Origin of the sequence: Streptomyces sp. NPDC008092 (genome assembly GCF_042957285.1) — a bacterium.
In the GTDB taxonomy this organism is placed as follows: domain Bacteria; phylum Actinomycetota; class Actinomycetes; order Streptomycetales; family Streptomycetaceae; genus Streptomyces.
Genome location: NZ_JBIBHY010000012.1, coordinates 35,519 through 61,596, shown reverse-complemented (window position 1 = coordinate 61,596; position 26,078 = coordinate 35,519). Strand labels below are relative to the sequence as shown.

The window sequence follows — 26,078 nt, the reverse complement described above, 5'->3', positions numbered from 1 at the left end:
GTCACTCGTCGGCGACCGTCAACGGGCCTTCGGGCAGCGGCTGTTCGGCCCAGATCGTCTTGCCGCTGCCCGTCTGCCGGCTTCCCCAGCGCTGGGTGAGCTGGGCGACCAGGAGCAGGCCGCGGCCGCCCTCGTCGTACGCGTGCGCCCGGCGCAGGTGCGGTGAGGTGGAACTGCCGTCGGAGACCTCGCAGATGAGCGCGCGGTCGCGGATCAGGCGCAGCTGGACGGGCGGTTCGCCGTAGCGGATGGCGTTGGTGACGAGTTCGCTGACGACGAGTTCGGTGACGAACGCGGCCTCGTCCAGGCCCCAGGCGGTGAGCTGTTCAGTGGCCGCCTGCCGGAAGTGCGCTACCTGGGCCGGGTCGGGCGGCACGTCCCAGGTGGCGACCCGGTCGGCGCCGAGGGCGCGGGTGCGGACCAGCAGCAGGGCGACGTCGTCGGCGGGCTGTTCCGGCATGACGGCCTTGAGGACGTTGTCGGTGAGGTCCTCCAGGGAGTCGGCGGGTGCGCTCAGGGCGCGGCACATCTCCTCGGTGGCGCGGTCCACGTCCCGGTCGCGGTCCTCGACCAGGCCGTCCGTGTAGAGGGCGACGACGGCGCCCTCGGGCAGTTCGAGCTCCGCCGCCTCGAAGGGCAGACCGCCGACACCGAGCGGCGGCCCCGCGGTCATCGCGATCAGCTCGGCCTCGCCGCCCGGCAGGACGACCGCGGGCGCCGGATGCCCGGCGGCGGCGAGGCCGAGCCGCCGCGAGACGGGGTCGTAGACGGCGTACAGGCAGGTGGCGCCGAGTTCGGCGACCTCCTCGCCGGAGCCGTCGGCGGCTAGGTGGGTGACCAGGTCGTCCAGGTGGGTGAGGAGTTCGTCGGGGGGCAGGTCGACGTCCGCGAGGGTGCGTACGGCGGTGCGCAGCCGGCCCATGGTGGCGGAGGAGCGGATGCCGTGGCCGACGACGTCGCCGACGACCAGGCCGACCCGGCTGCCGGAGAGCGGGATCACGTCGAACCAGTCGCCGCCGATGCCGGCCTGCGATCCGCAGGGCAGGTAGCGGTGGGCGACCTCGACGGCGACCTGGGGCAGGCCGCGGGGCAGCAGGCTGTGCTGGAGGGCGAGGGCGGTGGAGCGCTCGCGGGCGAAGCGGCGGGCGTTGTCGATGCAGACGGCGGCGCGGCTGGCGAGTTCCTCGGCGAAGACGGTGTCGTCGATGACGTAGTCGTCGGGATGGCGCATGCGCACGCCCACCACGACACCGAGCAGGACGCCCCGGGCCTGCAGCGGTACGGCGATCATGGAGTGGACGCCCTGCCGGTAGGGCCGACCGGCCGGCGAGCGGGCGTTGCGCTCGTCGACCCAGCGGCGGAACTCGGGCTCGCCGGCCTGGCTGACCACCGCCCGCCGCTCCCGCAGCGCCCGCGCCGGCGGTGACACCGGCGGGTGCGCCTCGGTCTCGCCCAGCCGTACGGCCGCCTCGGGGGTGCCCTCGGTCACCGAGCCGTGGGCGACCCGGCGCAGCGCGATGTCGCCCTCCGGGACGGTGAGCGGTTCCTCGGCGCCGAGGACCCAGTCGAGGAGGTCGACGCTGGCGAAGTCGGCGTAGCGGGGGACGAGGAGTTCGACGAGTTCCTCGGCGGTGCGCACCACGTCCAGGGTGGTGCCGATGGAGGTGGCCGCCTCGTTGAGGAGGGCGAGCCGGAGCCGGGCCAGGTACTGCTCGGTGCTGTCGAAGGCGGCGAGGGCGACGGCGGTGAGCTCGCCGGCGGGGTCGCGCAGCGGCCACATCTCGATGCTCCAGGCGTGCTCCCGGTTCAGGGCGGGGGCGCCGGTGAAGCTCTCGTAGCGGACCGGCCGGCCGGTCTCGACGACCTGGCGCAGATGGCGGAGGAAGCCCTCGCTGTGCGGGGCCTCCTCGACGGTGTCCGGGAAGAAGCGGCCGAGCAGGGCCGCCTCGGGGACGCCCATGACGTGGCAGGCGGCCTCGTTGGCGCGGAGGTAGCGCTGCTGGACGTCGAAGACCGACATGGACATGGAGGCCTGCTGGAAGGCCTGGCCGGCGAGGGTGGGGTCGGCCTGAAAGGGCGGGTCGGCGGTGAGCACGTAGCCGGTGGTGCCGCCGTCGGGGCCGAGGACGGGGCAGGCGGTCAGGGCGATCTCCGTACGGCGTCCGTCGGCGCGCCGCAGGACGACGGTCCCGGCGCGGGCGGCCAGCGCCCCGGCGGGGACCTGCTCGGCGAGGAGGTCGGTGGCGGGCTTGCCCACGACCTCCTCCGCCCGGTGCCCGGTGAGCATCCGCGCACCTTCGCTCCACCCCGTCACCCGGCCCAGGGCATCGATGATCGCCGCGGCAGCGACACGCTCCATACGCCCCAGGATGAGACCTGTGTCCCGGCGCATCAAGCGCGGACCGGGGCCGCCGGGTCAGTCCTGGTGCGCGCGCAGGGCGGCCAGGGCCCGGTCGGCGTGGGTGTTCATGCGCAGCTCGCTGCGGACGACCTCCAGGACGGTACGGTCCTGGGCGATCACGAAGGTGGCCCGCTTGGTCGGGGCGAGCGAGAAGCCCCGCTTCACGCCGAACAGCTCCCGGACGGCGCCGTCCGTGTCGGAGAGCAGCGGCATGCCGAGCGTGTGCTTGCCGGAGAACTCCTGCTGGCGTTCCACGCTGTCCCCGCTGATCCCGACGGGCCGGGCGCCGGCGGCGGCGAACTCGGCGGCGAGGTCCCGGAAGTGGCAGGCCTCGGCGGTGCAGCCCGCGGACAGGGCGGCGGGGTAGAAGAAGAGCACGACCGGCCCGTCGGCCAGCAGCTCCGTGAGGGTCCGCGTGGTACCGGTCTCGTCCGGCAGCGCGAAGTCCTCGATCCTGCTTCCCACCTCGACAGGTGCCGCCATCTATCGGCCCTCCTCGTTGCGTGCGACCCCGCGCGCCCACAGCACCAGAGGGATCTGGAGCGGCAGCCGGGCGAGTGCCGCGGTCCTGAGCGGCTCGGGCCGCTTCTGCCAGTCGACGGCCATCTGCACGTTGGCCGGGAACACACCTACGAAGAAGGCGGCCGCCGCCCGGGCCGCCGCCTTCCGGGTCCGCGGCAGGGCGATCCCCGCCGCCAGCGCCAGCTCCACGGCCCCGCTGCCGTACGTCCATGCCCGCGGGGATCCCGGCAGCGCCTTCGGGATCGTCGCGTCGAACTGCTTCGGCACCGCGAAGTGGGCGACGCCCGCGGTGGCGAGCAGTCCCGCGAGCAGCAGGGGTGAACGTTCGGACCGGGCCACGAAGCCTCCTCTGACGACCTGCCGCCGGATATTACCGGGGGGTACCGGCCCGCTCCGCGCCGGGTCGACCGTCGGCTCGGGGTGCGTACCGCCGCCTACCCGGCCCGGGGCACCGTGGGCACCGCCTCGGCGGCCTCCTGGCCGGGCTCGTCCTCGACCGCGTAGGCCAGGAAGTCGTCGACCATGCGGTGGAAGAGGGTGGCCAGCTGTCGCAGCTCCTCCGGATCCCAGCCGTTGAGGGCCAGCTGCATGCCGCGCGCCCCGGCGTCCCGGACCCGGTCGACGGCGGACCGGCCGGCGTCGGTGAGTTCGATGCGCTGGGCGCGGCGGTCGTCGGGGTCGGGGACGCGGGTCACGTAGCCCGACCTCTGGAGCTGCTGCACCGTGCGGGTCACGTGGGACGCCTCGACGCCGAGCCGCTGCGCCAGCTCCCCCGGGCGCAGCGGCTCGGAGTCGGCGACCTGGCGCAGCAGGGCCACCGCTGCGCGGTCCAGCGGCACGCCGGCCAGGGCCATGAGCCGCTCGTGCTGGCGGGCCCGGGTGCTCAGGTAGGTGATGCGCGTCAGGGCGCGCTCGATCTCCACGACCTCCGCAGTGGCGGCGGGGACGTCTGGCAGCGGTTCTGTGGGCATACCGACCAGTTTACCATCTCGTTGCGTAACTCAAGTAAATTACTGCCCGCGTCTACCCACCGTACTTCGCGGCGCGTACGCGCCGGTTGTCAGATTCCATGCTCGCGCAACGGCCCGACGGCGAGTCCCCGCTGGTCACAGCTGTCCAGGAGGCGTGGCAGCGCACCCAGGGCCGAACGCCAGGCGCCCGGTGCCGAGGTGCAGTCGGAGTCGTGCAGCAGGATCGTGCCGCCGCCGGCCAGGTCCCGGACGACCGTGCGGTGGACGGAGTCCGGGGTGGCGCGGGCGGTCCAGTCCTCGCCCCAGCAGGTCCACAGCACCGGGGTGAGGCCGAGCCGGCGGGCGGCCAGATGGGCCGCGGTGGACATCACCCCGTACGGCGGCCGGAACAGCCGGGGCACCTGCCCGGTGAGCGCGCCCACGGTGTCCCGGGCCCGGGCGAAGTCGTCGTGGGTGGCGCGGGGGCCGCGCAGCAGGAGCGGTCGGTGCAGCCAGCCGTGGATCCCTATCTCGTGCCCGGCCGCGGCGATCTCCCGGACCAGGCCGGGCGAGCGGCGGGCCTGGCAGCCGAGCAGGAAGAAGGTGGCCCGGACCCCCCGCTCGTCCAGGGCGCGCAGGAAGAACGGGGTCGACAGCGGGTCCGGGCCGTCGTCGAAGGTGAGGGCGACGTGGTCCGCCCGGCCCCGGCCGGCCAGGCGGGGCATGACGCGGTTGCGCAGCGGTCCGAAGGTGGAGATCACGGGGGCGGCGTGCAGGGCGAGCGCCGGGAGGCCGGCGAGGGCGGCCGTGCGCAGGAGCCGTACGGGGGTGCTCACGAGTGGCGGTCCTCCTGGTGCGGGCTGTCGAGATGGACGTCGTCGAGGTCCAGGGTGTGGCCGATGGCGTGGATGACGCCCGGCCCGCTGCCCGTCGTGGCGACCGCGGTGCCGACCGCGCCGGCCCACAGGACACAGGCCACGGCCGCGCTGGCGGCGAGGCGCCGGACGGCGGGACGGCGCTCGCGCGGGGCGGCGGACCGGCTCGCGCCGCCGGGAACCGACGTGCCGCCGTGAGCCGGGGCGCCGCCGCGAGGCGCGACCGGGTCCGCCGGACGCGGCGCCGGCAGGTCGAGCCCGAGCGGGACCGGCAGCGGGCCGGGCGTGCGGCAGGCCCGGGCTATCTCGTCCGCGGGGCCCGCCCCGGCGGCGGCGAACAGGGCGCGGCCCGCCTCGCGTTGCAGCAGGCCGCGCGGGCCGTCGATCAAGTCGGCCAGCACGTCCTTGAGTTCGGCCGGGTCGCGGATCCAGGCGGCGACCCCGGCCTCGTCCAGCGCCGCGGCGTTGGTCAGGCCGTGACCCGGTATGCAGCGGTAGCTCGCGACGGGCAGACCGGCGGCGAAGGCCTCCAGCGAGGTCAGACCGCCCGCGTTCTGCACCAGCACGTCGGCCGCGTGCATCAGGCCCGGCATGTCGTCGACCCAGCCGTAGGCGTGCTCGATGCCGTCGGCGCGCAACTGCCGGGCGAGCGCCTCGTTGCGGCCGCAGACGACGACCGGGACCGCCGCGCCGCAGTCGCGCAGTTCCAGGGCCACCTGCCGGACCGGGCCGACCCCCCAGGAGCCGGCGACCAGCAGCGCCAGCGGGGCGTCCGCGGGGAGCCCGAACCGGGCCCGGGCCGCCCGGCGCCGGCCGGCGTCGGCGGGGCGGAAGCGCGGGTCCGCCACCGGGCCGCCCACCCGTACGTCGCGGGCGCCGAGGGCGCGGGCCTGCGCGGCGGGTACGGCGTGGGCGGCGAGATGGATGTCGACGCCCGCGGCCACCCACAGCGGGTGCACGGAGAAGTCGGTGAGATAGGTGAACACCGGCACGTCGAGGCGGCCGGCCAGCCGCAGGCTGCCCAGCACGCGGCTGGCGCCGGGATAGGTGGAGACGACGGCGCCGGTGTCGGCGGGGAGCGCGGCGCGCATGCGGTTCTCGGCGGTGCGCAGCAGGGCGCGGGCCAGCGGGCCGCCGCCGCCTGCGCGTTCGGTGCTGGTGTAGACGCGCTGGTAGATCCAGGGCGCCCGGACGAGCATCCGGTGGTAGCCGTCGCGCACGGCCCGGCCGAGCCGGGCGGGCAGCAGGTCGAGCAGGTCGTACCGGTCGACCGTGACACCGGCCGCCGTCAGCCGGCGTTCGAGTTCGCGGGCGGCGCCGTCGTGGCCCGCGCCGATGCTCGCGGAGACGATCACGACGCGTTCGGCCGGGATCACCCGCCGGGGCGCGCGGGCGGGCCGGGTACGCAGGGTGGCAGCCGCAAGGGCGCGCAGATGCACCGTACTTCCGAGGTGGGGCATGGGTGGGTTCCTCCGCAGAGACTCCGCAGGTGGAGTGGAGCGGCGAAACTCTACAACATGTAGTAGGTGAACTCGTACAACTTGTAGTAGGTCGCTTTCGTCCAGCTCAGCGCCGGTCGACCCCGGTTCTACATGCCGTAGTAGCAGTCCGGGTAGGCTGTGGGCTCGAACGTTGGTTGAAGGACGGTGAACGGTGCGCGACCGGAAGATCGACGAGACCGGCGAGGCATCCGGCCGACGGGCCCCCGGCGAGCTGGAGAGCGGGGTGCTGGCCGCCCTCTGGGCCGCTTCCGGACCGCTGACCGCCCGGCAGGTCCAGGAAGGGCTGCCCGGGGACCTCGCCTACACGACGGTGCTGACGATCCTGTCCCGGCTGCACGACAAGGGCACGCTGGTACGGCACCGGGCGGGCCGGGGCTACGCGTACGCGCCGGTGCGCGACGAGGCGTCCGACACCGCCCAGCGGATGCACACCCTGCTGGAGCGCGGCTCCGACCGGGAGGCCGTGCTCAGCCGGTTCGTCTCCGAACTCTCCGAGGCGGACGAGCAGTTGCTGCAGCGCCTGCTCGGGGAGCACGACGCGGGCCCCGCCGGCGAAGGACCGTGAGCCGATGACCGTCAGCGTCTACGTCCCCTTCCTGGTCACCGTGGTCCTGGCGGTGCTCGCGCCCCGGCTCGCCCGGCGGTTCGCGCCGCGCCCGGCGGCCTGGGCGCTGGCCGGCGGCGCGCTGGTGACGGCGCTCGGCTGGCTGGGCTCGCTGGCGCTGCTGGCGTTCACCGGGCTGGCGCAGATCCCCGAGGTGGCGGAGGAGGGCCGCTGGTCGGTGACGGCGCTGCGGGCGGACGACCCCGTGTACCTCACCGTGTCCGCGGTCGCGACGGTCGCCCTGCTCGCCTCCCTCACGGGGTTCGCGGTCGCCGCCGTACGGCAGGCCAGGCATCTGCTCTGGGCCCGCCGGGAGTGCGCACGGCTCCCCGGGGACCTGGAGCTGGCCGTGCTCGACGACGCGTCGCCGCACGCCTTCGCGCTCCCCGGGGCGCCGGGCCGGATCGTGGTCTCGCACGGGATGCTGCGGTGCCTCGGCGACACCGAGCGGGAGGCCCTGCTCGCACACGAGCGGGCCCATCTGCGCGGCCGCCACCACGTCTTCCAAAGTGCCTGGCGGCTCACCGCCGCCGCCTGCCCCCTGCTGCGGCCGCTCGCCGAGACCGGCGGTTACGTGCTGGAGCGCTGGGCCGACGAGGAGGCCGCGGAACACGTCGGGGACCGGACGGTCGTCGCACGCGCGGTGGGCCGCGCGGCCCTCGCCTCCGCCAAGGCCCCGGCCGGCGCCTCGCTCGCGGCGACCGGCGGCGCCGTGCCGCAGCGGGTCCGGGCGCTGCTCGCCCCACCGCCGCCGCGCCGTGCGCTGCCGCTGGTGGCGGGGGCCGCGCTGCTCGCGGTGTCCTGCGCGAACCTGGCCGAGGCCGCCTCCGACAGCGAGCACATGATCGAGGGCGCGCAGTTCGCCGCGTGCGTGACCTCCCTCAGGGACACGGGGATGCCGGTACCGCCGCCGGAACACGGCCCCTGCGGCTGCCCGCCCCGCGACCACGACGGGCCGGACCGGCACGACCGCTGATCGCCGCGGGGCTTGACACCACGCTCGCAACAGGGGTTATCGTCACCCGACGATCGCCAGGATTCCTGATGGTCGATCCGTCGCCCGCCGGGTGCCGCCCCCGTGGTGCGGGCCCCTCCCGATCGGAGCCCCATGTCCCTCCTGGCCCGCCCCTCGGCCGCCGCGCTCGCCGCCAGGACCCTGCAGCGCCTGACCGGGTTCGCCAGCCGCCGCCCGAGCGGCCCGGGCTCCGACGCCGCCTCGCACGCCCGGTTCCCCGAATTCCCGCGCACCGTGCGGACGTTGACCGTCCCGACGTCCGTCGCACCGGCCCGCGCCACGGTGTACCTGCCGCCGGTCACGGACCCCGCTCCCCCGGTGCACGTCAACTTCCACGGCGGCGGCTACGTCATGTCGCTCACCGAACTCGACGACCCGCTCTGCCGGTTCCTGGCCGCCGAGGCCGGGGTGGCCGTGGTCAACGTCGACTACGCCGTCGCCCCGCAGCATCCCTTCCCGGCTCCGCCGCGCCAGGCCTACGAGGTGGTCCGCTGGGTCGCCGGGCACGCGGCCGAACAGGGCTGGGACGGCGCCCGGCTGACCGTCGGCGGGCAGAGCGCGGGCGGCGGACTCGCGGCGGCGGTGGCCCGGCAGGCACTGGACGAGGGCGGCCCCGCGATAGCCCTCCAGGTCCTCCACTATCCCCCGCTGGACCTGGCGACGGACCTCGCCGACAAGCACACCGCCATCGCCCGGCCGGTGCTGCGGCCCTGGATGGCCGACGTGTTCAACTCGGCGTACGTCCCGGACCCGAAGAGGCGCGCCGACCCGCTGCTCTCCCCCGCCCACCCGTCCGACTCGGCCGATCTGACGGGGATCGCCCCGGCGCTGGTGATCACGGCCGAGTACGACGTGCTGCGGGCGGAAGGCGAGCGGTACGCCTCGCGGCTGGCGGCGGTGGGGGCGCTGGCGGAGTACCACGAGGTGGCGGGGGTGGACCACGGGTACGACGGGAAGGACGACGCGAGGGCGCGGGAGGTGTATGCGCTGATCGCGCGTCATGTACGGGAGGTCCGGTAGCGCGCCTGCGACCTCCCCGGCCTCAGTCCTGACGGTCGAACCAGTCCAGCGCCTGCGGTATGGCGCGGATGACCGAGCCGACGTGGTCGGTGTCGCCGACGTCGACGAGCGGCACGTCCGCCCCGTGAGCGCGCAGCTGCCGTCGGCAGTGCAGTGCGTTGGCGAACACCGCGTCCCGGTCCCCGTCCGCCGCGTACAGGCGGACCGGGACGTCCGGGTGCCACTGGCAGGTCGTGTCGTTGTCGCGCAGCGCGGCAAGCAGCGCGCCGATGGGGTGCAGCAGCCGCTGGACGTACTGCGGAGTCAGCAACTCGGCCGGACCGTCCGGCAGTTCAGCGGCGATGTCCTCCTCGGTGTGGTCGCCGTCGTACAGCCCCTCGACGATGGTGTCGTACGGCGCCCGGAACACCTCATCCGGCGAGTCGTACAGGTGGTGCAGCCGGTTCATGGACACCGTCCAGTAGCCCATGTAGAAGGCGGCCTCGGCCGGATCCATGCCGCCGGTCAGGAACATCGCGGGGATCTCCGCGTGCCGCACGTCGTACGGGCCGCTGATGGGGGCCAGTGCCGCCGGCTTCCAGTACGGGTCGGCGCCGTGCTGGAGGGCTCTGCCGGTGGCCATCGCCGCCGTGCCGCCCTGGGAGAAGCCGGTGAGGAACACGCCGGGGTCGAGGCGGTGGCCGTGCCGGGAGGCCAGCGTGCGGCTCGCGCGCAGCATGTCGATCCAGGCGGTCGCCTCGGTGGCGGTGTCCATGTACGGATGGGTGCCGGGCCCGGTGCCCAGGCCCAGGTAGTCGGGTGCGACGGCGGCGTACCCGGCGGAGGCGAAGTACTCGACGGCCTCCCGGTCGCCGTTGCCCGCCACCATCGAGGCGACGCCGCCGCGGAAGGCCTGGGTGCCGTGGCCGTAGGAGATGACCCGCAGTTCGGGCCGGCCGCCGTCGGGCAGTTCCACCAGCCCGCTGGCGGTGGTCGGCCGGCCCGCGGTGTCCACGGTGCGGTAGGTGATGCGGTAGCCGGTCACGCCGTGGCGGACGGGGGCGCTGTCGAACGGGATCGGTGCGACGGCCGCGACGACCTCGGAGCGGGACAGGTGCCCCACCGGGGTGACGGACAGCAGTTCACCGCGTGCCGAAGCGCCGGTTGCCGGTGCGGCCGCGGCCGACGGGACGGTGACGACGGCGCCGAGGAACGCGGCACAGGCGACGGCGGCCAGTCCGATGCGTAATGCTCTTCCGGGCATGTTGGTGGTCATGCCTTCAGGGTCAGGGCGCGACGGCGGGCCGACCATCCGGCAGCCCACCGTGTCCGGGGTGGTGCAAACCCGCCCCTAACCCGCGAGTCGCGGCACCTCCACCCCCAGCTCCTCGGCGCGCTCGGTCAGTTCGCGCCACACCTTCGGAGCGACCGGGATCCCCTTCGCCCCCCGCTCCTCGGCCACCGCCGCGCTGCGCTCGCCCGGGTAGAACACACCGGACGCGCCGTCCGCCGCCGGCAGGCCCTTCAGGGTGCTCAGCGTGTCGTCCACCGCCCCGACGAAGGCCTCCGGGTCGCCGAAGGCCGCCGGGTCCACGGCGATGAGGAGCGCGTTCTGGCGGTGCTTGCGGCCCGCCGGGTCGTCCGAGTGGAAGGACGCGAAGATCGGCGCGCCGACGAGGACGCTGGTGAGGAGTTCGAAGGCGAGGGACATGCCGGAGCCCTTCGCGCCGCCCAGGGGCAGCGGCATGACCGCCAGTTCCGGGTCGGTGGTCGGCGTGCCGTCCTCCGTCGCGGCCGCGCCCTCCGGCAACGGCGTGCCGCTCGCCTTGGCCTGGCGGATCTTGCCCAGGGCGATGGTGGCGGTGGCCATGTCGAGGAGCAGCGGGGCGTGTTCGCGGGTCGGTACGGCGATGGCGAGGGGGCTGGTGGCGACGGCCGCGCCCTTGACGCCGGTGTAGCCCATGTTGGGCATGCCGGCCACGAACCCGAGCCCGACCAGGCCCTGTTCGGCGATCCGGGACACGTAGTAGCCGATGGCGCCGGTGTGGACGGTGCGGCGGACGCCGACCGAGGCGATGCCGGTCTCCCGGGCCCGCCGTACCGCCTCGTCCGCGGCGGCGGTCAGGGCGACCGGGCCGGGGGCGCGGTCGGCGTCGAGGACGGCGGCGGCCGGGGCCGTCGACTCGATCGCCATCTCGGGGTGCGCGTTGGCGACGCCCTTGGCGAGCAGGTCCAGGTAGGCGGGGACGCGGGCGGTGCCGTGCGAGTCGACGCCGCGCTGCGCGGCCCAGACGAAGACGTCGGCGGTGGTGTGGGCGTGCTCGGCGCTCAGCCCGCCCTTTTCGAGGAGGGCGGCGGCGAAGGCGCGCAGGTCGTCGGCGGGCACCAGGATCTTGGCGGGGGTGTTGGACATGGTTGCGGTGTGTCTCCTGGCTAGCGGGTGACTAGGACGTCCACGACGGCGGTCGTGCCCTCGGCCACGGCCTTGAGGGCGCGTTCCAGCGCCGGCGCGAGCGCCTCCGAGGTGTCGACGGTCTCGGTGTGCATGCCGAACGGCTCGGCGAACGCGGCGAGCCGGGGCAGCCGGTGCAGATCGGTGCCGAGCCACTCGCCGGTCTCGGCGGCCGCGCCGTCCGGGTAGAAGCGGCGGTGGTTGAGGTTCATCGACTTGTAGACACGGTTGTTGAACACCACGATCAGCAGCGGCAGTTCGTAGGCGTTCGAGGCGTCGTACGAGGGGATCACCGGGTTGTAGGTGAAGGCGCCGTCGCCGATGGTGAGGACCACCGGCCGTTCCTTCGCGGCGAGTTTGACGCCGAGGGCGACCGCGATGCCCTGGCCGAGTCCGCCCTGGACGTAGAAGTAGGAGTCCGGGTCGGCGGTCCGGAGATGGCGCTTGACGACGCGGCTGTGGGTGATGGTCTCGTCGACGACGATCGCGTCCTGCCCGTGCAGCAGGGTGCGCAGGGTGGCGGCGACCAGGACCGGGTCGATGCCCCTGGCCTCGGCCGCCTTCGCCTCGGCCGCCGCGATCGCCGACTGCTCGGCGGCGTGCCGTTCCTCCTGCGCCGCCCGGCGCACCTCGACCGCGCGCTCGTCGAGGTCCTTGGCCCGCTTCGTCAGCTGGCGCAGTGTGTTGGCGACGTTGCCTTCCAGGTACGTGTCGGCGAAGAGCACCTGGTAGACGACGTGCGGGCGTTGCGGGACCTCGTCGATGACGACGATCTTCGCCTGGGAGGGGCGACGGGAGGGCGGGTAGAAGGGCGCCCGGCAGTTGACGAGGAGGATCAGGTCCGCCTCGTCCATCCAGGGGCCGATGTCACTGCCCGCGTGCAGCGGGTGGGTGCGCGGGAAGTTGCCGCAGACCGCCGAGTCCGGCTCCACGACCGGGATGTGCCAGGCCTCGGCGAAGGCGACCAGGGCCTCGAAGCCGCCGGCCTCGCGCCCCGCCGTCTCGGTGACGATCACGGGGTTGGCCGCCTCCAGGATCAGCTGGGCGACCGGGTCGACCTCCTCCGGCGAGCTGTGCGTCGAACCCGGCGGGACGACGGGCTTGGCCTCGCGGCCGTCCCACTCCTCCAGGAGGATCTCCAGGGGGATGTTCAGGTAGGCCGGTCCGGCCGGGGCCCGCCAGGCCAGCTCCGCCGCCCGGGTGATCATGGTGGGCAGCGTGTGCACACTGGCGGCCTCGGTGGACCACTTGGTGAACGGCTGGGCGATACCGTGCGGGCCGCCCACGATCGACAGGTTGCGGTACCACTGGCCGCCCGGGTCGTGCCCGGGGGCGTCGCCGTAGGTGGTCGACTCCGAGGAGGCGACCACCATCGGGACGCCGGCCAGCAGCGCGCCGTGCACGGCCATCGAGCCCTGGAGCAGGCCGGGCGCCGCGTGCAGCAGCACGCCCTGCGGGCGGCGCTCGATCAGCCCGTACCCGGTCGCCATGCCGACGGCGACCGTCTCGTGGGTCAGGTCGAGGTAGCGCGGGGCGGGCTCGCCGTCGCGGTGGCGGCGGGCCAGCGCCTCCCACACCGGGGCCCATTCGGACCCCGAGGAGCAGAAGACGTGGTCGGCGCCCGCCGCGTTGAAGGCGGAGACGACGGCGTCGCCGCCGTCGATCCGTGGGTTGTTGGTCATCGCCGGTGTTTCCTCAGCCCTCGATCGGCCAGTTCAGGACCTCGGAGATACCGCGGCCCATGATCCATTCAAGCTCCTCGGGCGTGAAGTCCCAGTGCTTGGTGAACTGCTCGATCGTGTCGGTGTAGGTGATGCCGTGGCCGAGCAGCCGGGTGATGTCGGTGCCGTAGAAGCAGCGCTGCGGGCCCATCCTGTCGACCATCTCGCGCACGTACTTCTGGATGTTGTTGTTCGGGAAGGGCTGCGTGGAGTAGCCCGGCAGCGCGGACACCTTGACGTAGATGTTGGGGTGGACGTGCAGGTCGGCGGTCTCCGAGACCCAGTAGCCGATCGCGTCGTCGACGCAGCGGGCCATGATGCCCATGTGGTCGATGATGATCTTCAGCTCGGGGTGCCGGGCGGCGATCTCGCCCAGCTCGCGCTTCCAGATCGGCGCGTGGACCATGGTCGGGATGCGCAGTTCCTCGGCGATCGGCCAGTACCAGTCGTTGGTGCCGTCGATCATCCAGTTGCGGTCCTGCGGCCGGTGGAAGGTGAGCCGGGTGCCCTTCACGTGCGGGTTCTGCGCGAAGTCCTGGAGCATGGCCCTGCCCTCTTCGGGCTTGTTCTGCGGGATGCGGGCCATGATGCCGAACCGGTCCGGGTGGGCCTCGCAGGCCTCCAGGGCGTAGTCGATGCGGTCGCCCTCCCAGGACGGCGGCAGGATCAGCGCCCGGTTCACGCCGGCCTCGTCCATCAGCTCCAGGGCCTCCTCGTAGGAGAAGGGGTCCTCGCGGTGGCCGTTGAGCCGGATCCGCTCCCGGGCGCCGGGCACCCAGGGGCGGTCCGGGGTCTCTTCCTTCCAGATGTGGATCTGCGTGTCGACGACGAACATGGCGCGAACTCTTTCTCTCGTACGAAGGCTTGGGGTGGTGCGGAAGGAACGCTAGGCAAACCGTGGGCTCTTGCGGAGATCCCGGAGCGCAAGCTGTTGTTGCGCGGAAGTGCGCAGTTCGCGGGGCATGCGGTCGCCGTGTCAGGCGTCGTCGAAGACGGCCGCAGCGATGTGTTCGGCGATCGCCATGGAGGCCGTGGCGGCCGGCGAGGGGGCGTTGCGGACGGCGGTGATCCGGCCGACCCGGTGGATGCGGAAGTCGTCGACGAGCGTGCCGTCGCGGTCCAGCGCCTGGGCCCGTACGCCCGCGCCGCCGCGCACCACGTCACGGACGCCGACGCCCGGGACGTACAGCCCCGCGTCCTTCATGAAGGCGGCCGTGGAGAAGGAGCCGCGGTACTCCTTGATGCCAGTGCGCCAGTGCCGGCCGGCCATCCGCCAGGCGCCCGGGTAGGCGGCGAGGGCCAGCAGGTCCCGGGGCGACACCTTGCTGCGCCGGTAGCCCTCCTTGGCGAGGGCGAGGACGGCGTTGGGGCCGACCTCCACCGAGCCGTCGACGCGCGGGGTGAAGTGCACGCCGAGGAAGGGGTAGCGCGGGTCGGGCACCGGGTAGATGAGGCCGCGCACCAGATGGGTCCGGTCCGGTCTGAGCAGCATGTACTCGCCGCGGAAGGGGATGATCCGGGGCTCCCGCCCGTCCTGCGCCAGCCTGGCGACGGAGTCGGACTGGAGGCCGGCGCAGAGGATCAGCCGGTCCACACGGACCAGGTCCTGGCCGGAGGCGACCTCGACGCCGCCGGGCACGGTGGTGATCGAGGTGACCGGGAAGCCGAGGCGTACCTCGCCGCCCGAGTCGACGACGTCCTTGGCGAACGCACGGGCGACCGCCGGGTAGTCGGTGATCGCGGTGCGCGGGGAGTGCAGGGCGGCGACACCGCCGACGTGCGGCTCCAGCTCCCTGATCTGCTCGCGGGAGATCTTCCGGAGTTCCGGCACGTGGTTGTTCTTCGCCCGCTCGTACAGGTTCCGCATCCGGCCCAGCTCGTCCTCGCGGACCGCCACGACCAGTTTGCCGATCTCGTCGTACGGCAGCTGCCGGTCCTGGCAGTACTCGCGCAGCAGGGACACGCCCCGCACGCACAGGTCGGCCTTGAGGCTGCCGGGCGTGTAGTAGATGCCGGCGTGCACCACGCCGGAGTTGTGGCCGGTCTGGTGCCGGGAGACCTCCTGTTCCTTCTCCAGGACCACGACCCGGGTGCCGGGGCGGCGCAGCGCGATCTCGCGGGCCGTGGCCAGGCCCACGATGCCGGCGCCGACGACGCCGACCGTCTCGTCAGCCATGGGCCCGCTCCGGGGCGCCGAAGTGGACGGCCACCGTCTTGACGCGCGTGGAGAACCTCAGGACCTCCTCGCCCTGCTCCTTGTAGCCCGTGCCGGAGTCGTGGAAGCCGCCGAAGGGCAGGTGGACGTCCCAGCCGGTGGTCGTCGTGTTCACCGCGACCTGTCCGCACTCGGCCTCGTCGGCGAACCGGTACGCCGAGCCGAGGTCGCGGGTGAACACGGCGGCGGCGAGCCCGAAGCCGGAGTCGTTGACCGCGTCGACGGCCGCGTCGAAGTCGTCGACCGCGCGGACGGCGAGGACGGGCCCGAAGACCTCCTCCCGCCAGACGGCCGTCTCCGGGGTGATGCCCGCGAGTACGGTGGGCTGCACGTAGCAGCCGTGCGGCCGCTCGGTGTCCGCCCCGCCTCCGGTGAGCACGGTCGCGCCCTGCTCCACCGCCCTGCCCAGGTCGGCGAGAACGCTGTCGCGCTGCTTCGGGCTCGACAGCGGGCACAGGGTGGTCGCCGGGTCGGTGCCCGGGCCGACGGTCAGTGCCCGCACCTCCGCGACCAGCAGCGGGACGAACTCGTCGTACACCGGCTGCTCGACGATCACCCGGCTGGTGGCCGTGCAGCGCTGCCCGGCCTGCCCGAAGGAGGCGGCCACGACGGCCTTCGCGGCGGCCGGCAGATCGGCGTCGCGCAGCACCACGGACGCGTTCTTGCCGCCGAGTTCGCCCTGGAAGCGGACGTTGCGGTCGGCGAGGCGGCGCCGGATGCGGTTGCCCACGGCGTTGGAGCCGGTGAAGGTGATGGCGGCGATCCGGGGGTCGTCGAGGAGGGCCTCCTCGATCTCGGCGGTCCGGCCGGTGACGACGTTGAGGACACCGGCGGGCAGGCCCGCGTCGTGCAGGGCACGGGCGAAGTGGAGCCCCGCCAGGGGGGTCTCGGTGGCCGGCTTGAACACGGCCGCGTTGCCGGTGGCGAGCAGCGGGGCGAGCTTGCGGGCCGGGGTGATCAGCGGGTCGTTCCAGGGGCTGATCACCAGGATCACGCCGATCGGCTCGCGCTGGGTGTGCGTACGGTGGTCCGGGCGTACGTCGTGCAGGAGGGTGCCGTAGCCCTGGCGGGCGAGGCCGGCGTAGTACTCCAGGAAGTCGGCGGCCTTCAGGGTCTCGCCGGTCGCCTCGGCCAGGGTCTTGCCGTTCTCGGCGGTGACGTCGGCGGCGATCTCCCCGGCCCGCTCCCGGATCAGCCGGGCCGCCTCGGTGAAGATGCGGGCCCGTTCGAAGGCGCTGGTGCGCTTCCACACGGCGAAGCCGCGCTCGGCGTGGTCGTACGCCCGCGTGACGTCCTTGGCGGACAGGGCGGGGACGCGGGCGAGGGGGGCGCGGACGTCGGCGGGGTCGTGGACGTCGATCCAGTCGCCGGTCCTCACCCACTCCCCGCCGGAGAGGGTTTCCAGAGTGCGCATGGAGATCACTTCCTTTGTCGTCCGCGGTGCCGGCCGTGCGGGCCGTCTGCGACGACACACCATGTGGGAGGGGGTCCACCAGCCCTGCGGGGGCAGGCATTGATTGCGCTGTGCGCGAGCCGTCGGGCGCATGATCCATGCTGGAATCGGGCGGGCCGGACAAGCACCGAGGAGAAGACACATGGCATACGCAGTCGTCGCCCACTATCGCTGCGCGCCCGCCGACGAGGCCGCGGTGCGTGCCGCGCTGCTGAAGGCGCGGGAGGCCACGCGGACGGAGCCCGCGAACCTGATGTACGACGTGCACGTCGTGGAGGGGGAGCCGGGTGGGTTCCTGCTGTACGAGCGGTACGTCGACCGGGAGGGGTTCGAGGCGCACAAGGCGGCCGAGCACTTCAAGGAGGTTGTCGTGGGGGTGGTGTGGCCGTTGCTGACCGAGCGAACGGTGACGTTTGCGGAGGTTGTCTAGCGTCTGCCGGGCTGGTGTGGGTGAAGAGAGCGCGGGTGGACTGTGGTTGCTCGCGCAGTTCCCCGCGCCCCTAAAAGAAGGGGCGCTGCGGTGCGCCCCTGCTTTTGCTTTTAGGGGCGCGGGGAACTGCGCGACCAGCCACGACGGCGCCGCGGACGTCTGACCAGCGGTCAGAACTCGTTGCCCCAGCAGTACCGCGCGATGGTCTCGACCAGCACCAGCTTGCGGCGTTGGTCCTCCGCGGTCAGCAGGGGCCGCGACGCCACGTCCGCGAAGCCCCGGGACGGGGACACCGCGCCGTCCTCCAGGTCCTTGAACTCACCGGCCGCGTCGATACGGAACATCACCGTGTCGATGTCCTCCAGCTCCGGCGCCGTCGCGTCGACCACGCCCAGGCAGAAGTCGCGGTCGTCCGGGAGCGCCTCGACGAGGTCGAGTTCGGCCTGCGTGCCCTGGTCGAAGGGGAGGATCCAGCGGTCGGCGCCGATCGTGCCGTACAGCTCCTCCGCCCGCGCCCGGTCCACCTCGGCCGGGGCCGACCAGCCGGGGGCGATGCCGATACGGACGCCCTCCGGGCGCTCGTCCAGGCGGACCGCCAGGGCGTCCACGGCCAGCGCGTCCGCGAAGGACAGCGCGCCGGGGTCGGCCGGATCGGTGCCCAGCTGGGCCAGCAGGAGGGGGTTGTCGAGCTGGATCAGGCGGACGCCCTTCGACACCAGGAGCTCGATCTCGGCCCTCACGATCTCCGCGAGGGCCTCGCCCAGTTCCCGGGCCGAGGAGATGCCGAGGCCCGGCTGGAAGGTGGTGGCCGCCAGGTACGCCGGGGAGGGCAGCGTGGCCTTCGGGGCGATCACCGTCAGCTCGGCGAGCTGGGCGGACCGGTCGGCGAGCAGCGGGCCGTTGGCCTTGGGGAGGGACTCGGCGATCCAGCGGACCAGGCCGTCCGGGTCCGCCTCGTCGGTACGGCGGAAGCCGGACACGCCGTCGAGGACCGCGCTGCGGAAGTCCGCGCGGGGGAAGTCGCCGTCGGTGACGACGGTGGAGCGGAGCTTGCGCTGGTAGGCGACGGCCTCCCGGACCGCCGCGTCGACGGACTCCGGGTCGGCGGTGGACAGGCCTGGCGGGCGGACCAGGCTGCCGTGGTGGTCGATGCGGTAGTTGAACGTGTCCGCCATGGTGTCAGTCCTTTCCGCCGGTGCCGGCGACGCCCCACGCGGCGAACTCCAGCTCGTAGCCGAGGGCTTTCAGGACGTCCTCGGCGATCTTCTGGTCCTCGTCCGCGGTGCCGCCGGCGATGCCGAGCCCGCCGATGATCTCGCCGTCCTTCTTGATGGTGAGGCTGCCCTCGGTGGCCATGATCGGCAGGGCGGCGCCGGGGAGCTGGGAGAGCTGGGAGAAGAAGACCGGCTGGGACTCCTGCCACTTCTTCAGCATGGTGCCGGGGCGCTGCATGATCGCCGCGGTATAGGCCTTGGCGCGGGCGATGTCCGGGGTGAGCGGGCGGGCGCCGTCGGGGCGGCGGATGGCGATCGGGAAGCCGCCGGCGTCCACGACGGCGACGCTCACCGCCTTGCCGATCTCCTGGGCACGCTGGTGGGCGGCGCCGATGATCTCCTCGGCGGCGGCCAGGGTGAGGCTGGTCATGCTGCTTCCTTCGGTGCGGTGAGGGTGCGGCGGAGCCGGGCGACGGCCGCGTTGTACTGCTGGGGTGTCTCCCAGTACATGGAGTGCGGGGCGCCTTCGACGATCTCCAGGTGCGAGCCGGGCAGCAGTTCGTGGGCGCGGGTGACCGTCTTGACGCCGAGGACGGCGTCCTTCTCCCCGGCGAGGAAGGCGACCCGTACGCCGGAGGCCCGGATCTCGTCCAGGGTCGGGCCGTCGGTGTCGAGGTTGCGCAGGTCCTGCATCCTGGCCACGTTGAACGTGCCCATCTGCTGGAAGAGGAAGGTGAGGTCGGCCCGCTCCCGCTGGAAGGATGCGGTCAACAGGCGGTCGATGACCGGCAGTTTCACGGCCTCGGCGCGGTCGGCGGCGGCCAGTTCCTTCAGTTCGGGGTGGCTGATGCCGCCGAGGGAGTGGCCGAGGACGACCGAGGTGACCCGCTCGGGGCGCAGCAGCGCGGCGCGCAGGGCGGCGACGGAGCCGATGGACTGGCCGACCAGCATGGCGTCGGTGATGTCCTCCTGGTCGAGGACGGCGACCACGTCACCGGGGAAGTCCTGGCCATCGAACTCGGCCATGGACGAGTCGGACTTGCCGAAGCCGCGCAGGTCCACGGTGACGACCGTGAACTCCTCGCGCAGTGCGGCCACTTGCTGCCACCAGGCGGCGTGGTGACCGCCACTGCCGTGCACGAACAGGATCGCCGGGCCGCTGCCGTGGCGCTCGTAGTAGATGGAGGTGCCGTCGGAGTCGGCGAGGGGCATGGGGTGAACTCCCGTACTGATGCGCTTAGTTGGGGCGGCGGCTGTGGTGGACGAGCTCGATCATGGTGTGGTCGGGGTCGTGGATGTAGCAGAACTTGGACTGGTTCTCGGGGCGTTCGATCGGCCGGGTGTGCCGGATGCCCAGCTCCTTGAGGTGGGCGAGGAAGTCGTCCCAGTCGTCGACCTCGACGGCGAAGTGGTAGGGCGCCATGCGCTCCATCTCCTCGACGGGGGTGAAGTGCAGGTCGAAGTTGCCCCGGGTCATGAGGACGACCCGGGTGTTGGACTTGGGCATGATGCGCTTCATGCCGAAGACCTTCGTGTACCAGGCCGCGGTGCGGTCGGGGTCGGTGGTGGGGAAGTTGACGTGGTGGATGTAGCGGGGTTCCGCGGTCATGAGTGGTTGCCTTCCAGGTGGACGGGGTTGGACAGCGCGCCGATACCGCTGATCGCGACCTCGACGGTGTCGCCGGGCTCGATCTGGCAGGTGGACTCGGCGCCCATCCACAGCACGTCACCGGGGTGCAGGGTGATGTGCCGGGTGATCTCGACGATGAAGTCGAAGGGGTCGAAGACCATGTCCCCGGTCGGGAACGCGGCGCGCACCTCGCCGTTGACGCTCAGGGTGGTCGTCTGGGCGAGGGCGTCGACCTCGGTCTCGATCCACGGCCCCATCGGCTTGAACGTGTCGCTGTTCTTGCTGCGCCAGAACGTGCGGTCCTGGTGCTGCCAGGTGCGGGCGCTGACGTCGTTGCCGATGGTCCAGCCGAACACCCCCTTGCGGGCCTCGTCGCGGCCGGCGTACCGGAGCGTGCGGCCGATGACGGCGACCAGTTCCGGCTCGGCCTCGAAGCGTCCGGTCACCTCGGCCGGTCTGACGATCGGTGAACGGTGGCCGGTGAGCGCGTTGTTGGCCCGGTAGCCGACCTCGGGACGCCCGGGGGTCTCGGCTCCGGCGTGTGCGATGTGCCGCGGGTAGTTGTAGCCGACGGCGTAGAACACGCCCGGGACGACGGGCGGCAGCCAGACGGCCCCGGCGACGGGGATCGTGCCGAGGACGTCGGGCTCGCCCTCCAGCGGCGACCCGGAGAGCAGTTCGACACGGGTCTCCCGTACCCGGCCCCAGACCGCCCGGCCCTCCACCGAGACTCGTGCGTACCTCATGGCGTCAGCAGGTGGGAGACGCGCTTGGTGACCAGGTAGGCGTCCAGCGCCTCCGGCCCGCCCTCCCGGCCGTACCCGCTGTCCTTGACCCCGCCGGAGGGCGCCTCGTGCACCGAGCCGCCGCAGTGGTTGAGGGAGAGGATGCCGGCCTCCAGCCCGTCCGCGAGCTTCTCGGCGGTGGCGGCCGACCTGGTGAAGCCGTAGGCGGCCAGGCCGTAGGGCAGCGAGTTGGCGGTGGCGAGGGCGTCGTCGAGGTCGCTGAAGGGCACGATCGGGGCGATCGGCCCGAACGGCTCCTCGGACATCAGGTCCGCGTCCGCCGGTACGTCGGTGAGGACGGTCGGGGCGAAGAAGTACCCGGGGCGGTCGAGCCGTTCGCCGCCGGTGCGGACCGTCGCTCCCCTGCCGACGGCGTCCGCCGTGAGCCGCTCGATCGACCGCAGCCGGCGTTCGTTGGCGAGCGGGCCCATGGTGGTGCCCTGCGCCAGTCCGTCGCCGACGACGACCGACTCGGCGGCCTTCACGAACTCGGCGGTGAAGTCCTCGACCAGGGACTCGTGGACGAGGAAGCGGCTGGGCGAGGTGCACACCTGGCCGGCGTTGAAGAACTTGGCCTGGGCGGCGCGCCGGGCGGCCTGTCCGGGGTCGGCGTCGGCGCAGACGATGACCGGGGCGTGGCCGCCCAGTTCCATCAGGGAGGGCTTCATGACCTTGCCGGTCTCGGCGGCGAGGAGCTTGCCGACGGGCACCGAGCCGGTGAAGGCGATCATCCGGGTGACCGGGGAGGCGATGAGGTGGGCGGAGACCTCGGCGGGCTCGCCGAAGACCAGGTTGAGCGCTCCGGCGGGCAGTCCGGCGTCCGCGTAGCACTCCACCAGGGCGGCGGCCGTCGCCGGGGTCTCCTCGGAGGCCTTGATGATCAGCGAGCAGCCCGCCGCGAGGGCCGAGGAGATCTTGCGGTTGGGGCCGCCGACCGGGAAGTTCCAGGGCACGAAGGCGGCGACGGGGCCGATCGGTTCGCGGCGGACGGTGAGGACCGTGCCGGGCGCGGACGGGATGATGCGGCCGTAAGCGCGGCGGGCGTCCTCGACGTGCCAGCGCAGGGTGTCGGCGGTCCGCTTGGCCTCGCCCGTCGACTCGGCGAGGGTCTTGCCCTGCTCCAGGGTCATCACGCGGCCGATGGCGGCGGCGCGTTCGGCGATCAGGTCGGCGGCGCGGTCCAGGATCGCGGAGCGCTTCGCGATCGAGGTCGCGCGCCACACCCGGAACCCGTACCCGGCGGCTTCGAGTGCGCGGTCGAGGTCGGCGGGGGTGGCGAGGGGGACCTCGCCGATCGTCTCCTCGGTGGCGGGGTTGACGACGGGAGCGGTCTGTCCGGTGCCGCCCTGGCACCACTCGCCCCCTGTGTACATGCGGACGGCGGGATAGCCGTGGTCGGTGGTCATGAAGGGGTGCCCTCTCAGGTTCAGGACCAGGGTCAGGACGCGGTGGGGGCTTCCTGGTCGCGGTTGGTGCGCAGGGCCCAGATGTGGTGCGGCGGGGTCGTCTCGTGGACCCGGGTGCCGTACTTCTCGTCGGCCCGGTCCATGTCGGCCGCGTACTCGACGCGGCCGCCGCACGGGGCGTGCAGGAAGCGGAAGACGTTGGAGCCGATGGTGTGCCGGCCGAGCCTGCGGGCCTCCCGCCAGCCGTGCTCGATCATGTGGTTGCCGCCCTCGATCACGTCGTCGAAGCCGGGCACCTCGTAGGCGATGTGGTTGATCCCCGCCCTGTCGGGGCGGTGGCAGAGCAGCATGGTGTGCTGGTCGTCGTCGCCGGGGGCCTGCATGAAGACGCCCATCGGCTCGACGACGTCGGTCGGGCGGAACCCGAGCCGGTCGACGTAGAAGCCGACGGCCGCCTCGCGGCCCGCCTTGGGGATGTTCAGGGCGACATGGCACATCCGCAGCGGGCGGACCCGGGTGATCGGCTCCAGGGCGGTGTTCCAGCGGGTGACGCTGCCGAGGGTGTTGGCCGGGCGGGGCGTGACGGCGGCCGGTGCGGGACGGGCCAGGGTCAGGCCGACGCCGAAGCCGGTCTCGTCGACGGTGTGGTGGACGCCGTCGGCGCTCTCCCGGACCTCGCGGTCCCGGCCCGCCGCCGCCACCAGCCGCTCCAGTTCCTCTGCGGTGTCGACGCCCCAGACGACCTCGCGCAGCGTCGGCCCGTCCTCGACGGGCGGCGGCAGCGACGGCGACGGCACGGTGTCGAGGTGGAGGGTCTGGCGGGTACGGGTCTCGAACACCGCGTGCTCGTCGGTCCGTTCCACCATCGACAGCCCGAAGTCGCCGAAGAACCGGACACATACGCCGAGGTCGTCGATGCCGTAGGTGACCGATTCGATTCTCTGGATTCCCATGGATTCCTCGTTTCCGGGTCGCCTCGCGAGCGTAGGTTTCTGCTCGCGAGGGGCTCAATGGCCTGAGCTCTACGGAATGCGCAAGCGTTTCTTGCGGCCCCGGTTACGACCGGATCGCGGGAATCGGGTTCTGCGCGAACCACTCGGCGAGGAAGTCCAGGAAGACGCTGATCTTGCGCGGGGTGTCCTGTCCGGGTCCGTAGATCGCGTACAGCGGCCGGTCGGGCACGGCGAGGCCGGGCAGCAGCACCTGGAGGGCGCCGGAGACCAGGTCGTCGTAGACCGGGCGCTGGGGCAGCAGGGCGATGCCGCGGCCGTGCACCGCCGCCTTCTGCAGGGCGATGTAGGAGTTGGACGAGAACGCGATGTTGCGGATCTTGTGCAGCGTGCTGGCGTGCCCGTGGCCGATCCGCCAGACCGGGTCGTTGAGGTGGACCAGGCAGTCGTGGGCGGCGAGGTCGTTGGGGTGGGCGAGCGTCCCGCACCGTTCGATGTACTCCGCGGAGGCGCACAGCACGAACGGCAGTGAGGCGATCTTCTTCAGCCGGACGCTGGAGTCCCTCAGGTCCCGGGTGTGGAAGGCGACGTCGAATCCGCTGTCCAGGAAGTCGTAGGTGCGGTCCGACATCCCGCCGAGTTCGAACCGGACCTGGATCTTCGGGTGCGTCGCCGAGAACGCGGCGATGGCGTCCCCGAGGTCGAGGCTGCCGATCCACTTGGGGCAGATGACGCTGAGGGTGCCCTCGGGCCGGTCGTGGAGCTGGGCGATGCCGGCGTCCTCGGCCTCGATCTCGTCGAGGATGCGGGCCGCGAACTCGGCGTAGCGCTGGCCCGGCTCGGTCAGGCTGACGGAGCGGGCGGTGCGGTTGACCAGGCGGACGCCGATCTGCCGCTCCAGCTCCGCCACGTGCCGGGACACCAGGGACCCGGACGAGCCGAGTTTCTTCGCGGCCCCGCTGAAACTGCCGACCTGGGCGACGGTCACGAAGCTGTGCATGAGGAGCAAGCGGTCCATTTTTCCTCCGAACGCGCGTGCGGCTCGCTCGCGCAGGTCACCCACACAAATCGAATGTCGGCAATTCTGTCAACGGCCCTTCGCTTAAAAGATCGGCCGCGTTTCTCATGGTCAGGCTGTGGATCGTGCTCCGGTCGGGGCGATCCGGCCATAGCCGCGGACGTCCGGGAACGGCGGCTCCCGGTCGGCCTGGAGGTCCACCTGGAAGGTGTTCAGGCACATGCCGAGCATGGTGAAGTTGCCGAGCGCGCCGATCGTGTCGACCAGTCCCCTGGGGCCGAAGTGCGCCAGGGCGCGGGCGAAGGTCTCGTCGGTCACGAAGTGCTCCTCCAGGACCTCCCGGCAGAACTGGTACAACGCCTGGTCGGCCTCGTCCTCGAAGACCGCCTCGCGGTTCTCGGCGATGGCCCGGACGGCCGCTTCCGGAATGCCCGCCTCGACCGCCTGGCGGACGTGGGCGTTCCAGGAGTACTGGGCGTCCCAGTTGCGGGCGGCCATCAGCAGGGTCAGCTCGCGCAGGTGCTCCGGGAGGCTGCAGTCGAAGCGGGCGAAGGCGCCGAGGGACTCCGCGCGTTCGCACATCTCGGGGCTGTGCAGCCAGACCCGGAACGGGCCGCGGACGGCGCCGCGGCGGCCCGCGATCCGGGCGGCCAGCTCCTGCTGGCGGGGGTCCATGTCGTCTTCGCTGAGAACGGGGAGCCTCATGGGGCCGGTACCTGCCTTTTCTCTCCGGCGGCCGTGGATTGCCGGGTGAGGACGCTACCGCCGCCCCGCGGCCGCTCACACCTCCCGGAGCGCAAGGTAAAACTGCACGCCAGGGGGCACCCGTTCGCGTCCGCGGGGCCTAGCGTCGGTCGCCGTACCAGGCAGGTCGTAGTGGAGAGGAACCCCCGGATGACCACGATCATCAAGGCCGCGTCCGTGCCCCTGCTGGACCGGGGCGGTGCGGTCGCGACGACACCGCTGATCACCACGCCGTCGGCGGGCGGGGAGAACCTCATCACCAGCGGGATGAGCGTCTACCCGGTGGGCTCCGGGGCGCCGTTGCACTCGCACAACTGCGACGAGCACGTGACGGTCCTGGAGGGCGAGGCGGAGGTGTGGGTGGACGGCGAGGTGACCCGCCTCGGGCGGTTCGACACCACGTACGTCCCGTCCCCCGTCCCCCACCTGTTCCGCAACGTCGGCGACACCCCGCTGCGGATCCTGTGGGTGTACTCCTCGGGGTACGTCACACGGACCTTCACGGCCACGGGGAAGACGGTCGAGCACCTGTCGGCCGAGGACCGGATGGGCTGAGGCCGTCGTGCCTGGGACGTCCCAGGCGTCCCAGGGCACGCGGGGACGACATGGTGCGGGTTCGGCACGGAAACGCTCCGACTCGTGATCACGCTTCGTGGTCACGAGCACGACAGCACGGAGGTTTCCATGTCCCGTCGGATCCTGAAGAACGGCCTGCTGGCCACGGTCGCGGTGTTCGCGTTCCTGCCCACGGCCGGGGCCGCCACCGCGAGCGCCGCCACCCCGGTCCCCGCGCCCCAGGGAATCGTGCAGTACTACAACTACACCACCCTGCCGGCGCCGGCGACCCACCGTCTCCACCACCGCCACTACGCGTACCGGACCGTGGGCCGGGTGACCACGCACCACGTCCGGCTGAACGTCCGCTCCGGTCCGAGCACCCGCTACCGCGTGGTGAGCCACCGCCACAACAACCGGCTCGTCCCGCTGACCTGCAAGACGTACGGCGGCTCGGTGCGCGGCAACCACACCTGGTACCGGCTCCCGCACCACAAGGGGTACGTCTCCGCGCACTACGTCCGGGTCGGCCACGCCGTCCCGTGGTGCTGACGGGCCGTCATCGCCGCACCCCCTGACCGCCGAAGGCCTGTTCGGGAACCCGCGTTCCCGAACAGGCCTTCGGCATGCACCCCCC

The 26,078-nt window shown here is 72.8% G+C and carries 27 protein-coding genes; 6 read left to right on the top strand and 21 right to left on the bottom strand.

Annotation, left to right across the window (positions count from 1 at the left end; all coding sequences use genetic code 11):
- Nucleotide 1: 1 nt before the first annotated feature.
- From ACFZB3_RS34065 to ACFZB3_RS34040, 6 genes are all read right to left on the bottom strand, one after another.
- Entirely contained in the window at nucleotides 2-2,359 is a 2,358-nt protein-coding gene (locus ACFZB3_RS34065) for a SpoIIE family protein phosphatase (protein WP_391382340.1), read from the bottom strand.
- 57 nt (nucleotides 2,360-2,416) lie between these two features.
- Nucleotides 2,417-2,884 (bottom strand): redoxin domain-containing protein, encoded by a 468-nt coding sequence (locus ACFZB3_RS34060; protein WP_391382338.1) that lies wholly within the window; start codon nucleotides 2,882-2,884, stop codon nucleotides 2,417-2,419.
- Nucleotides 2,885-3,262, bottom strand: a complete 378-nt coding sequence (locus ACFZB3_RS34055) for a DoxX family protein (protein WP_362658653.1) — start codon at nucleotides 3,260-3,262, stop codon at nucleotides 2,885-2,887.
- Nucleotides 3,263-3,357: 95 nt separating this feature from the next.
- Nucleotides 3,358-3,894, bottom strand: a complete 537-nt coding sequence (locus tag ACFZB3_RS34050; protein WP_391382335.1) for a MarR family transcriptional regulator — start codon at nucleotides 3,892-3,894, stop codon at nucleotides 3,358-3,360.
- Nucleotides 3,895-3,983: 89 nt separating this feature from the next.
- Complete coding sequence (locus ACFZB3_RS34045; RefSeq protein WP_391382333.1) at nucleotides 3,984-4,709, bottom strand: polysaccharide deacetylase family protein; 726 nt, start codon at nucleotides 4,707-4,709, stop codon at nucleotides 3,984-3,986.
- Nucleotides 4,706-6,208: a glycosyltransferase gene (locus ACFZB3_RS34040; protein WP_391382331.1), complete on the bottom strand. Its 1,503-nt coding sequence runs from the start codon at nucleotides 6,206-6,208 to the stop codon at nucleotides 4,706-4,708. Before ACFZB3_RS34040 ends, ACFZB3_RS34045 begins: the two co-directional genes overlap by 4 nt.
- A 193-nt stretch (nucleotides 6,209-6,401) precedes the next feature.
- Here ACFZB3_RS34040 and ACFZB3_RS34035 point away from each other — a divergent pair, with 193 nt between their 5' ends.
- The 3 genes from ACFZB3_RS34035 to ACFZB3_RS34025 all read left to right on the top strand — a co-directional run bounded on the left by ACFZB3_RS34035 (nucleotide 6,402) and on the right by ACFZB3_RS34025 (nucleotide 8,889).
- A complete protein-coding gene (locus ACFZB3_RS34035; RefSeq protein ID WP_391382329.1) occupies nucleotides 6,402-6,815 on the top strand; it encodes a BlaI/MecI/CopY family transcriptional regulator in 414 nt (137 codons plus the stop codon).
- Nucleotides 6,816-6,819: 4 nt separating this feature from the next.
- Nucleotides 6,820-7,830, top strand: coding sequence for a M48 family metalloprotease (locus tag ACFZB3_RS34030; RefSeq protein WP_391382327.1), 1,011 nt, complete (start codon nucleotides 6,820-6,822; stop codon nucleotides 7,828-7,830).
- A 132-nt stretch (nucleotides 7,831-7,962) separates the two neighbouring features.
- The gene (locus ACFZB3_RS34025; protein WP_391382325.1) at nucleotides 7,963-8,889 is read left to right on the top strand and encodes an alpha/beta hydrolase fold domain-containing protein; all 927 of its coding nucleotides are present in this window, start codon (nucleotides 7,963-7,965) and stop codon (nucleotides 8,887-8,889) included.
- Nucleotides 8,890-8,911: 22 nt separating this feature from the next.
- Here ACFZB3_RS34025 and ACFZB3_RS34020 read toward each other — a convergent pair whose 3' ends face one another.
- The 6 genes from ACFZB3_RS34020 to ACFZB3_RS33995 all read right to left on the bottom strand — a co-directional run bounded on the left by ACFZB3_RS34020 (nucleotide 8,912) and on the right by ACFZB3_RS33995 (nucleotide 16,670).
- Nucleotides 8,912-10,144 (bottom strand): alpha/beta hydrolase family protein, encoded by a 1,233-nt coding sequence (locus ACFZB3_RS34020; protein WP_391382323.1) that lies wholly within the window; start codon nucleotides 10,142-10,144, stop codon nucleotides 8,912-8,914.
- Nucleotides 10,145-10,219: 75 nt separating this feature from the next.
- A complete protein-coding gene (locus ACFZB3_RS34015) occupies nucleotides 10,220-11,281 on the bottom strand; it encodes an Ldh family oxidoreductase (RefSeq protein WP_391382321.1) in 1,062 nt (353 codons plus the stop codon).
- Nucleotides 11,282-11,301: 20 nt separating this feature from the next.
- Nucleotides 11,302-13,002 carry a thiamine pyrophosphate-dependent enzyme gene (locus ACFZB3_RS34010; protein WP_391382319.1) on the bottom strand — a complete coding sequence of 567 codons (1,701 nt, stop codon included), beginning with the start codon at nucleotides 13,000-13,002 and terminating at the stop codon, nucleotides 11,302-11,304.
- Between the two features lie 13 nt (nucleotides 13,003-13,015).
- Nucleotides 13,016-13,876: an amidohydrolase family protein gene (locus tag ACFZB3_RS34005; protein ID WP_391382316.1), complete on the bottom strand. Its 861-nt coding sequence runs from the start codon at nucleotides 13,874-13,876 to the stop codon at nucleotides 13,016-13,018.
- 141 nt (nucleotides 13,877-14,017) lie between these two features.
- Nucleotides 14,018-15,217, bottom strand: coding sequence for an L-2-hydroxyglutarate oxidase (gene lhgO / locus ACFZB3_RS34000; RefSeq protein WP_391382314.1), 1,200 nt, complete (start codon nucleotides 15,215-15,217; stop codon nucleotides 14,018-14,020).
- Complete coding sequence (locus ACFZB3_RS33995) at nucleotides 15,210-16,670, bottom strand: aldehyde dehydrogenase family protein (RefSeq protein ID WP_391382312.1); 1,461 nt, start codon at nucleotides 16,668-16,670, stop codon at nucleotides 15,210-15,212. The genes lhgO and ACFZB3_RS33995 overlap by 8 nt, the downstream gene beginning before the upstream one ends.
- A gap of 181 nt (nucleotides 16,671-16,851) precedes the next feature.
- Here ACFZB3_RS33995 and ACFZB3_RS33990 point away from each other — a divergent pair, with 181 nt between their 5' ends.
- A complete protein-coding gene (locus ACFZB3_RS33990) occupies nucleotides 16,852-17,139 on the top strand; it encodes an antibiotic biosynthesis monooxygenase (protein WP_391382310.1) in 288 nt (95 codons plus the stop codon).
- A gap of 170 nt (nucleotides 17,140-17,309) precedes the next feature.
- Here ACFZB3_RS33990 and ACFZB3_RS33985 read toward each other — a convergent pair whose 3' ends face one another.
- From ACFZB3_RS33985 to ACFZB3_RS33945, 9 genes are all read right to left on the bottom strand, one after another.
- A complete protein-coding gene (locus ACFZB3_RS33985; protein ID WP_391382308.1) occupies nucleotides 17,310-18,314 on the bottom strand; it encodes a methionine synthase II (cobalamin-independent)-like protein in 1,005 nt (334 codons plus the stop codon).
- 4 nt (nucleotides 18,315-18,318) lie between these two features.
- The gene (locus tag ACFZB3_RS33980; protein WP_391382306.1) at nucleotides 18,319-18,783 is read right to left on the bottom strand and encodes a heme-binding protein; all 465 of its coding nucleotides are present in this window, start codon (nucleotides 18,781-18,783) and stop codon (nucleotides 18,319-18,321) included.
- Nucleotides 18,780-19,565 (bottom strand): alpha/beta fold hydrolase, encoded by a 786-nt coding sequence (locus ACFZB3_RS33975; RefSeq protein ID WP_391382304.1) that lies wholly within the window; start codon nucleotides 19,563-19,565, stop codon nucleotides 18,780-18,782. The genes ACFZB3_RS33980 and ACFZB3_RS33975 overlap by 4 nt, the downstream gene beginning before the upstream one ends.
- A gap of 25 nt (nucleotides 19,566-19,590) precedes the next feature.
- Nucleotides 19,591-19,962 (bottom strand): VOC family protein, encoded by a 372-nt coding sequence (locus ACFZB3_RS33970; RefSeq protein ID WP_391382302.1) that lies wholly within the window; start codon nucleotides 19,960-19,962, stop codon nucleotides 19,591-19,593.
- Nucleotides 19,959-20,729, bottom strand: coding sequence for a fumarylacetoacetate hydrolase family protein (locus ACFZB3_RS33965; protein ID WP_391382300.1), 771 nt, complete (start codon nucleotides 20,727-20,729; stop codon nucleotides 19,959-19,961). The genes ACFZB3_RS33970 and ACFZB3_RS33965 overlap by 4 nt, the downstream gene beginning before the upstream one ends.
- On the bottom strand, nucleotides 20,726-22,174 hold the full coding sequence (locus tag ACFZB3_RS33960) for an aldehyde dehydrogenase family protein (protein ID WP_391382298.1): 1,449 nt from the start codon (nucleotides 22,172-22,174) through the stop codon (nucleotides 20,726-20,728). Before ACFZB3_RS33960 ends, ACFZB3_RS33965 begins: the two co-directional genes overlap by 4 nt.
- A gap of 32 nt (nucleotides 22,175-22,206) precedes the next feature.
- Complete coding sequence (locus ACFZB3_RS33955; protein WP_391382296.1) at nucleotides 22,207-23,127, bottom strand: VOC family protein; 921 nt, start codon at nucleotides 23,125-23,127, stop codon at nucleotides 22,207-22,209.
- A gap of 103 nt (nucleotides 23,128-23,230) precedes the next feature.
- Nucleotides 23,231-24,142, bottom strand: coding sequence for a LysR substrate-binding domain-containing protein (locus tag ACFZB3_RS33950; protein WP_391382294.1), 912 nt, complete (start codon nucleotides 24,140-24,142; stop codon nucleotides 23,231-23,233).
- Nucleotides 24,143-24,253: 111 nt separating this feature from the next.
- The gene (locus ACFZB3_RS33945; RefSeq protein ID WP_391382880.1) at nucleotides 24,254-24,817 is read right to left on the bottom strand and encodes a carboxymuconolactone decarboxylase family protein; all 564 of its coding nucleotides are present in this window, start codon (nucleotides 24,815-24,817) and stop codon (nucleotides 24,254-24,256) included.
- Nucleotides 24,818-25,036: 219 nt separating this feature from the next.
- Here ACFZB3_RS33945 and ACFZB3_RS33940 point away from each other — a divergent pair, with 219 nt between their 5' ends.
- Together ACFZB3_RS33940 and ACFZB3_RS33935 are read left to right on the top strand one after the other, a co-directional pair.
- On the top strand, nucleotides 25,037-25,441 hold the full coding sequence (locus ACFZB3_RS33940) for a cupin domain-containing protein (RefSeq protein WP_391382291.1): 405 nt from the start codon (nucleotides 25,037-25,039) through the stop codon (nucleotides 25,439-25,441).
- A gap of 129 nt (nucleotides 25,442-25,570) precedes the next feature.
- The gene (locus tag ACFZB3_RS33935) at nucleotides 25,571-25,993 is read left to right on the top strand and encodes an SH3 domain-containing protein (RefSeq protein WP_391382289.1); all 423 of its coding nucleotides are present in this window, start codon (nucleotides 25,571-25,573) and stop codon (nucleotides 25,991-25,993) included.
- The last annotated feature ends 85 nt before the right edge of the window (nucleotides 25,994-26,078 follow it).

Coding starts and splice junctions, on each gene's coding strand:
- ACFZB3_RS34065 (WP_391382340.1), bottom strand. CDS start 2,359: ATGGAGCGTGTCGCTGCCGCGGCGATCATCGATGCCCTGGGCCGGGTG.
- ACFZB3_RS34060 (WP_391382338.1), bottom strand. CDS start 2,884: ATGGCGGCACCTGTCGAGGTGGGAAGCAGGATCGAGGACTTCGCGCTG.
- ACFZB3_RS34050 (WP_391382335.1), bottom strand. CDS start 3,894: ATGCCCACAGAACCGCTGCCAGACGTCCCCGCCGCCACTGCGGAGGTC.
- ACFZB3_RS34040 (WP_391382331.1), bottom strand. CDS start 6,208: ATGCCCCACCTCGGAAGTACGGTGCATCTGCGCGCCCTTGCGGCTGCC.
- ACFZB3_RS34030 (WP_391382327.1), top strand. CDS start 6,820: ATGACCGTCAGCGTCTACGTCCCCTTCCTGGTCACCGTGGTCCTGGCG.
- ACFZB3_RS34025 (WP_391382325.1), top strand. CDS start 7,963: ATGTCCCTCCTGGCCCGCCCCTCGGCCGCCGCGCTCGCCGCCAGGACC.
- ACFZB3_RS34020 (WP_391382323.1), bottom strand. CDS start 10,144: ATGACCACCAACATGCCCGGAAGAGCATTACGCATCGGACTGGCCGCC.
- ACFZB3_RS34015 (WP_391382321.1), bottom strand. CDS start 11,281: ATGTCCAACACCCCCGCCAAGATCCTGGTGCCCGCCGACGACCTGCGC.
- ACFZB3_RS34010 (WP_391382319.1), bottom strand. CDS start 13,002: ATGACCAACAACCCACGGATCGACGGCGGCGACGCCGTCGTCTCCGCC.
- ACFZB3_RS34005 (WP_391382316.1), bottom strand. CDS start 13,876: ATGTTCGTCGTCGACACGCAGATCCACATCTGGAAGGAAGAGACCCCG.
- lhgO (WP_391382314.1), bottom strand. CDS start 15,217: ATGGCTGACGAGACGGTCGGCGTCGTCGGCGCCGGCATCGTGGGCCTG.
- ACFZB3_RS33995 (WP_391382312.1), bottom strand. CDS start 16,670: ATGCGCACTCTGGAAACCCTCTCCGGCGGGGAGTGGGTGAGGACCGGC.
- ACFZB3_RS33990 (WP_391382310.1), top strand. CDS start 16,852: ATGGCATACGCAGTCGTCGCCCACTATCGCTGCGCGCCCGCCGACGAG.
- ACFZB3_RS33985 (WP_391382308.1), bottom strand. CDS start 18,314: ATGGCGGACACGTTCAACTACCGCATCGACCACCACGGCAGCCTGGTC.
- ACFZB3_RS33980 (WP_391382306.1), bottom strand. CDS start 18,783: ATGACCAGCCTCACCCTGGCCGCCGCCGAGGAGATCATCGGCGCCGCC.
- ACFZB3_RS33975 (WP_391382304.1), bottom strand. CDS start 19,565: ATGCCCCTCGCCGACTCCGACGGCACCTCCATCTACTACGAGCGCCAC.
- ACFZB3_RS33970 (WP_391382302.1), bottom strand. CDS start 19,962: ATGACCGCGGAACCCCGCTACATCCACCACGTCAACTTCCCCACCACC.
- ACFZB3_RS33965 (WP_391382300.1), bottom strand. CDS start 20,729: ATGAGGTACGCACGAGTCTCGGTGGAGGGCCGGGCGGTCTGGGGCCGG.
- ACFZB3_RS33960 (WP_391382298.1), bottom strand. CDS start 22,174: ATGACCACCGACCACGGCTATCCCGCCGTCCGCATGTACACAGGGGGC.
- ACFZB3_RS33955 (WP_391382296.1), bottom strand. CDS start 23,127: ATGGGAATCCAGAGAATCGAATCGGTCACCTACGGCATCGACGACCTC.
- ACFZB3_RS33950 (WP_391382294.1), bottom strand. CDS start 24,142: ATGGACCGCTTGCTCCTCATGCACAGCTTCGTGACCGTCGCCCAGGTC.
- ACFZB3_RS33945 (WP_391382880.1), bottom strand. CDS start 24,817: ATGGACCCCCGCCAGCAGGAGCTGGCCGCCCGGATCGCGGGCCGCCGC.
- ACFZB3_RS33940 (WP_391382291.1), top strand. CDS start 25,037: ATGACCACGATCATCAAGGCCGCGTCCGTGCCCCTGCTGGACCGGGGC.
- ACFZB3_RS33935 (WP_391382289.1), top strand. CDS start 25,571: ATGTCCCGTCGGATCCTGAAGAACGGCCTGCTGGCCACGGTCGCGGTG.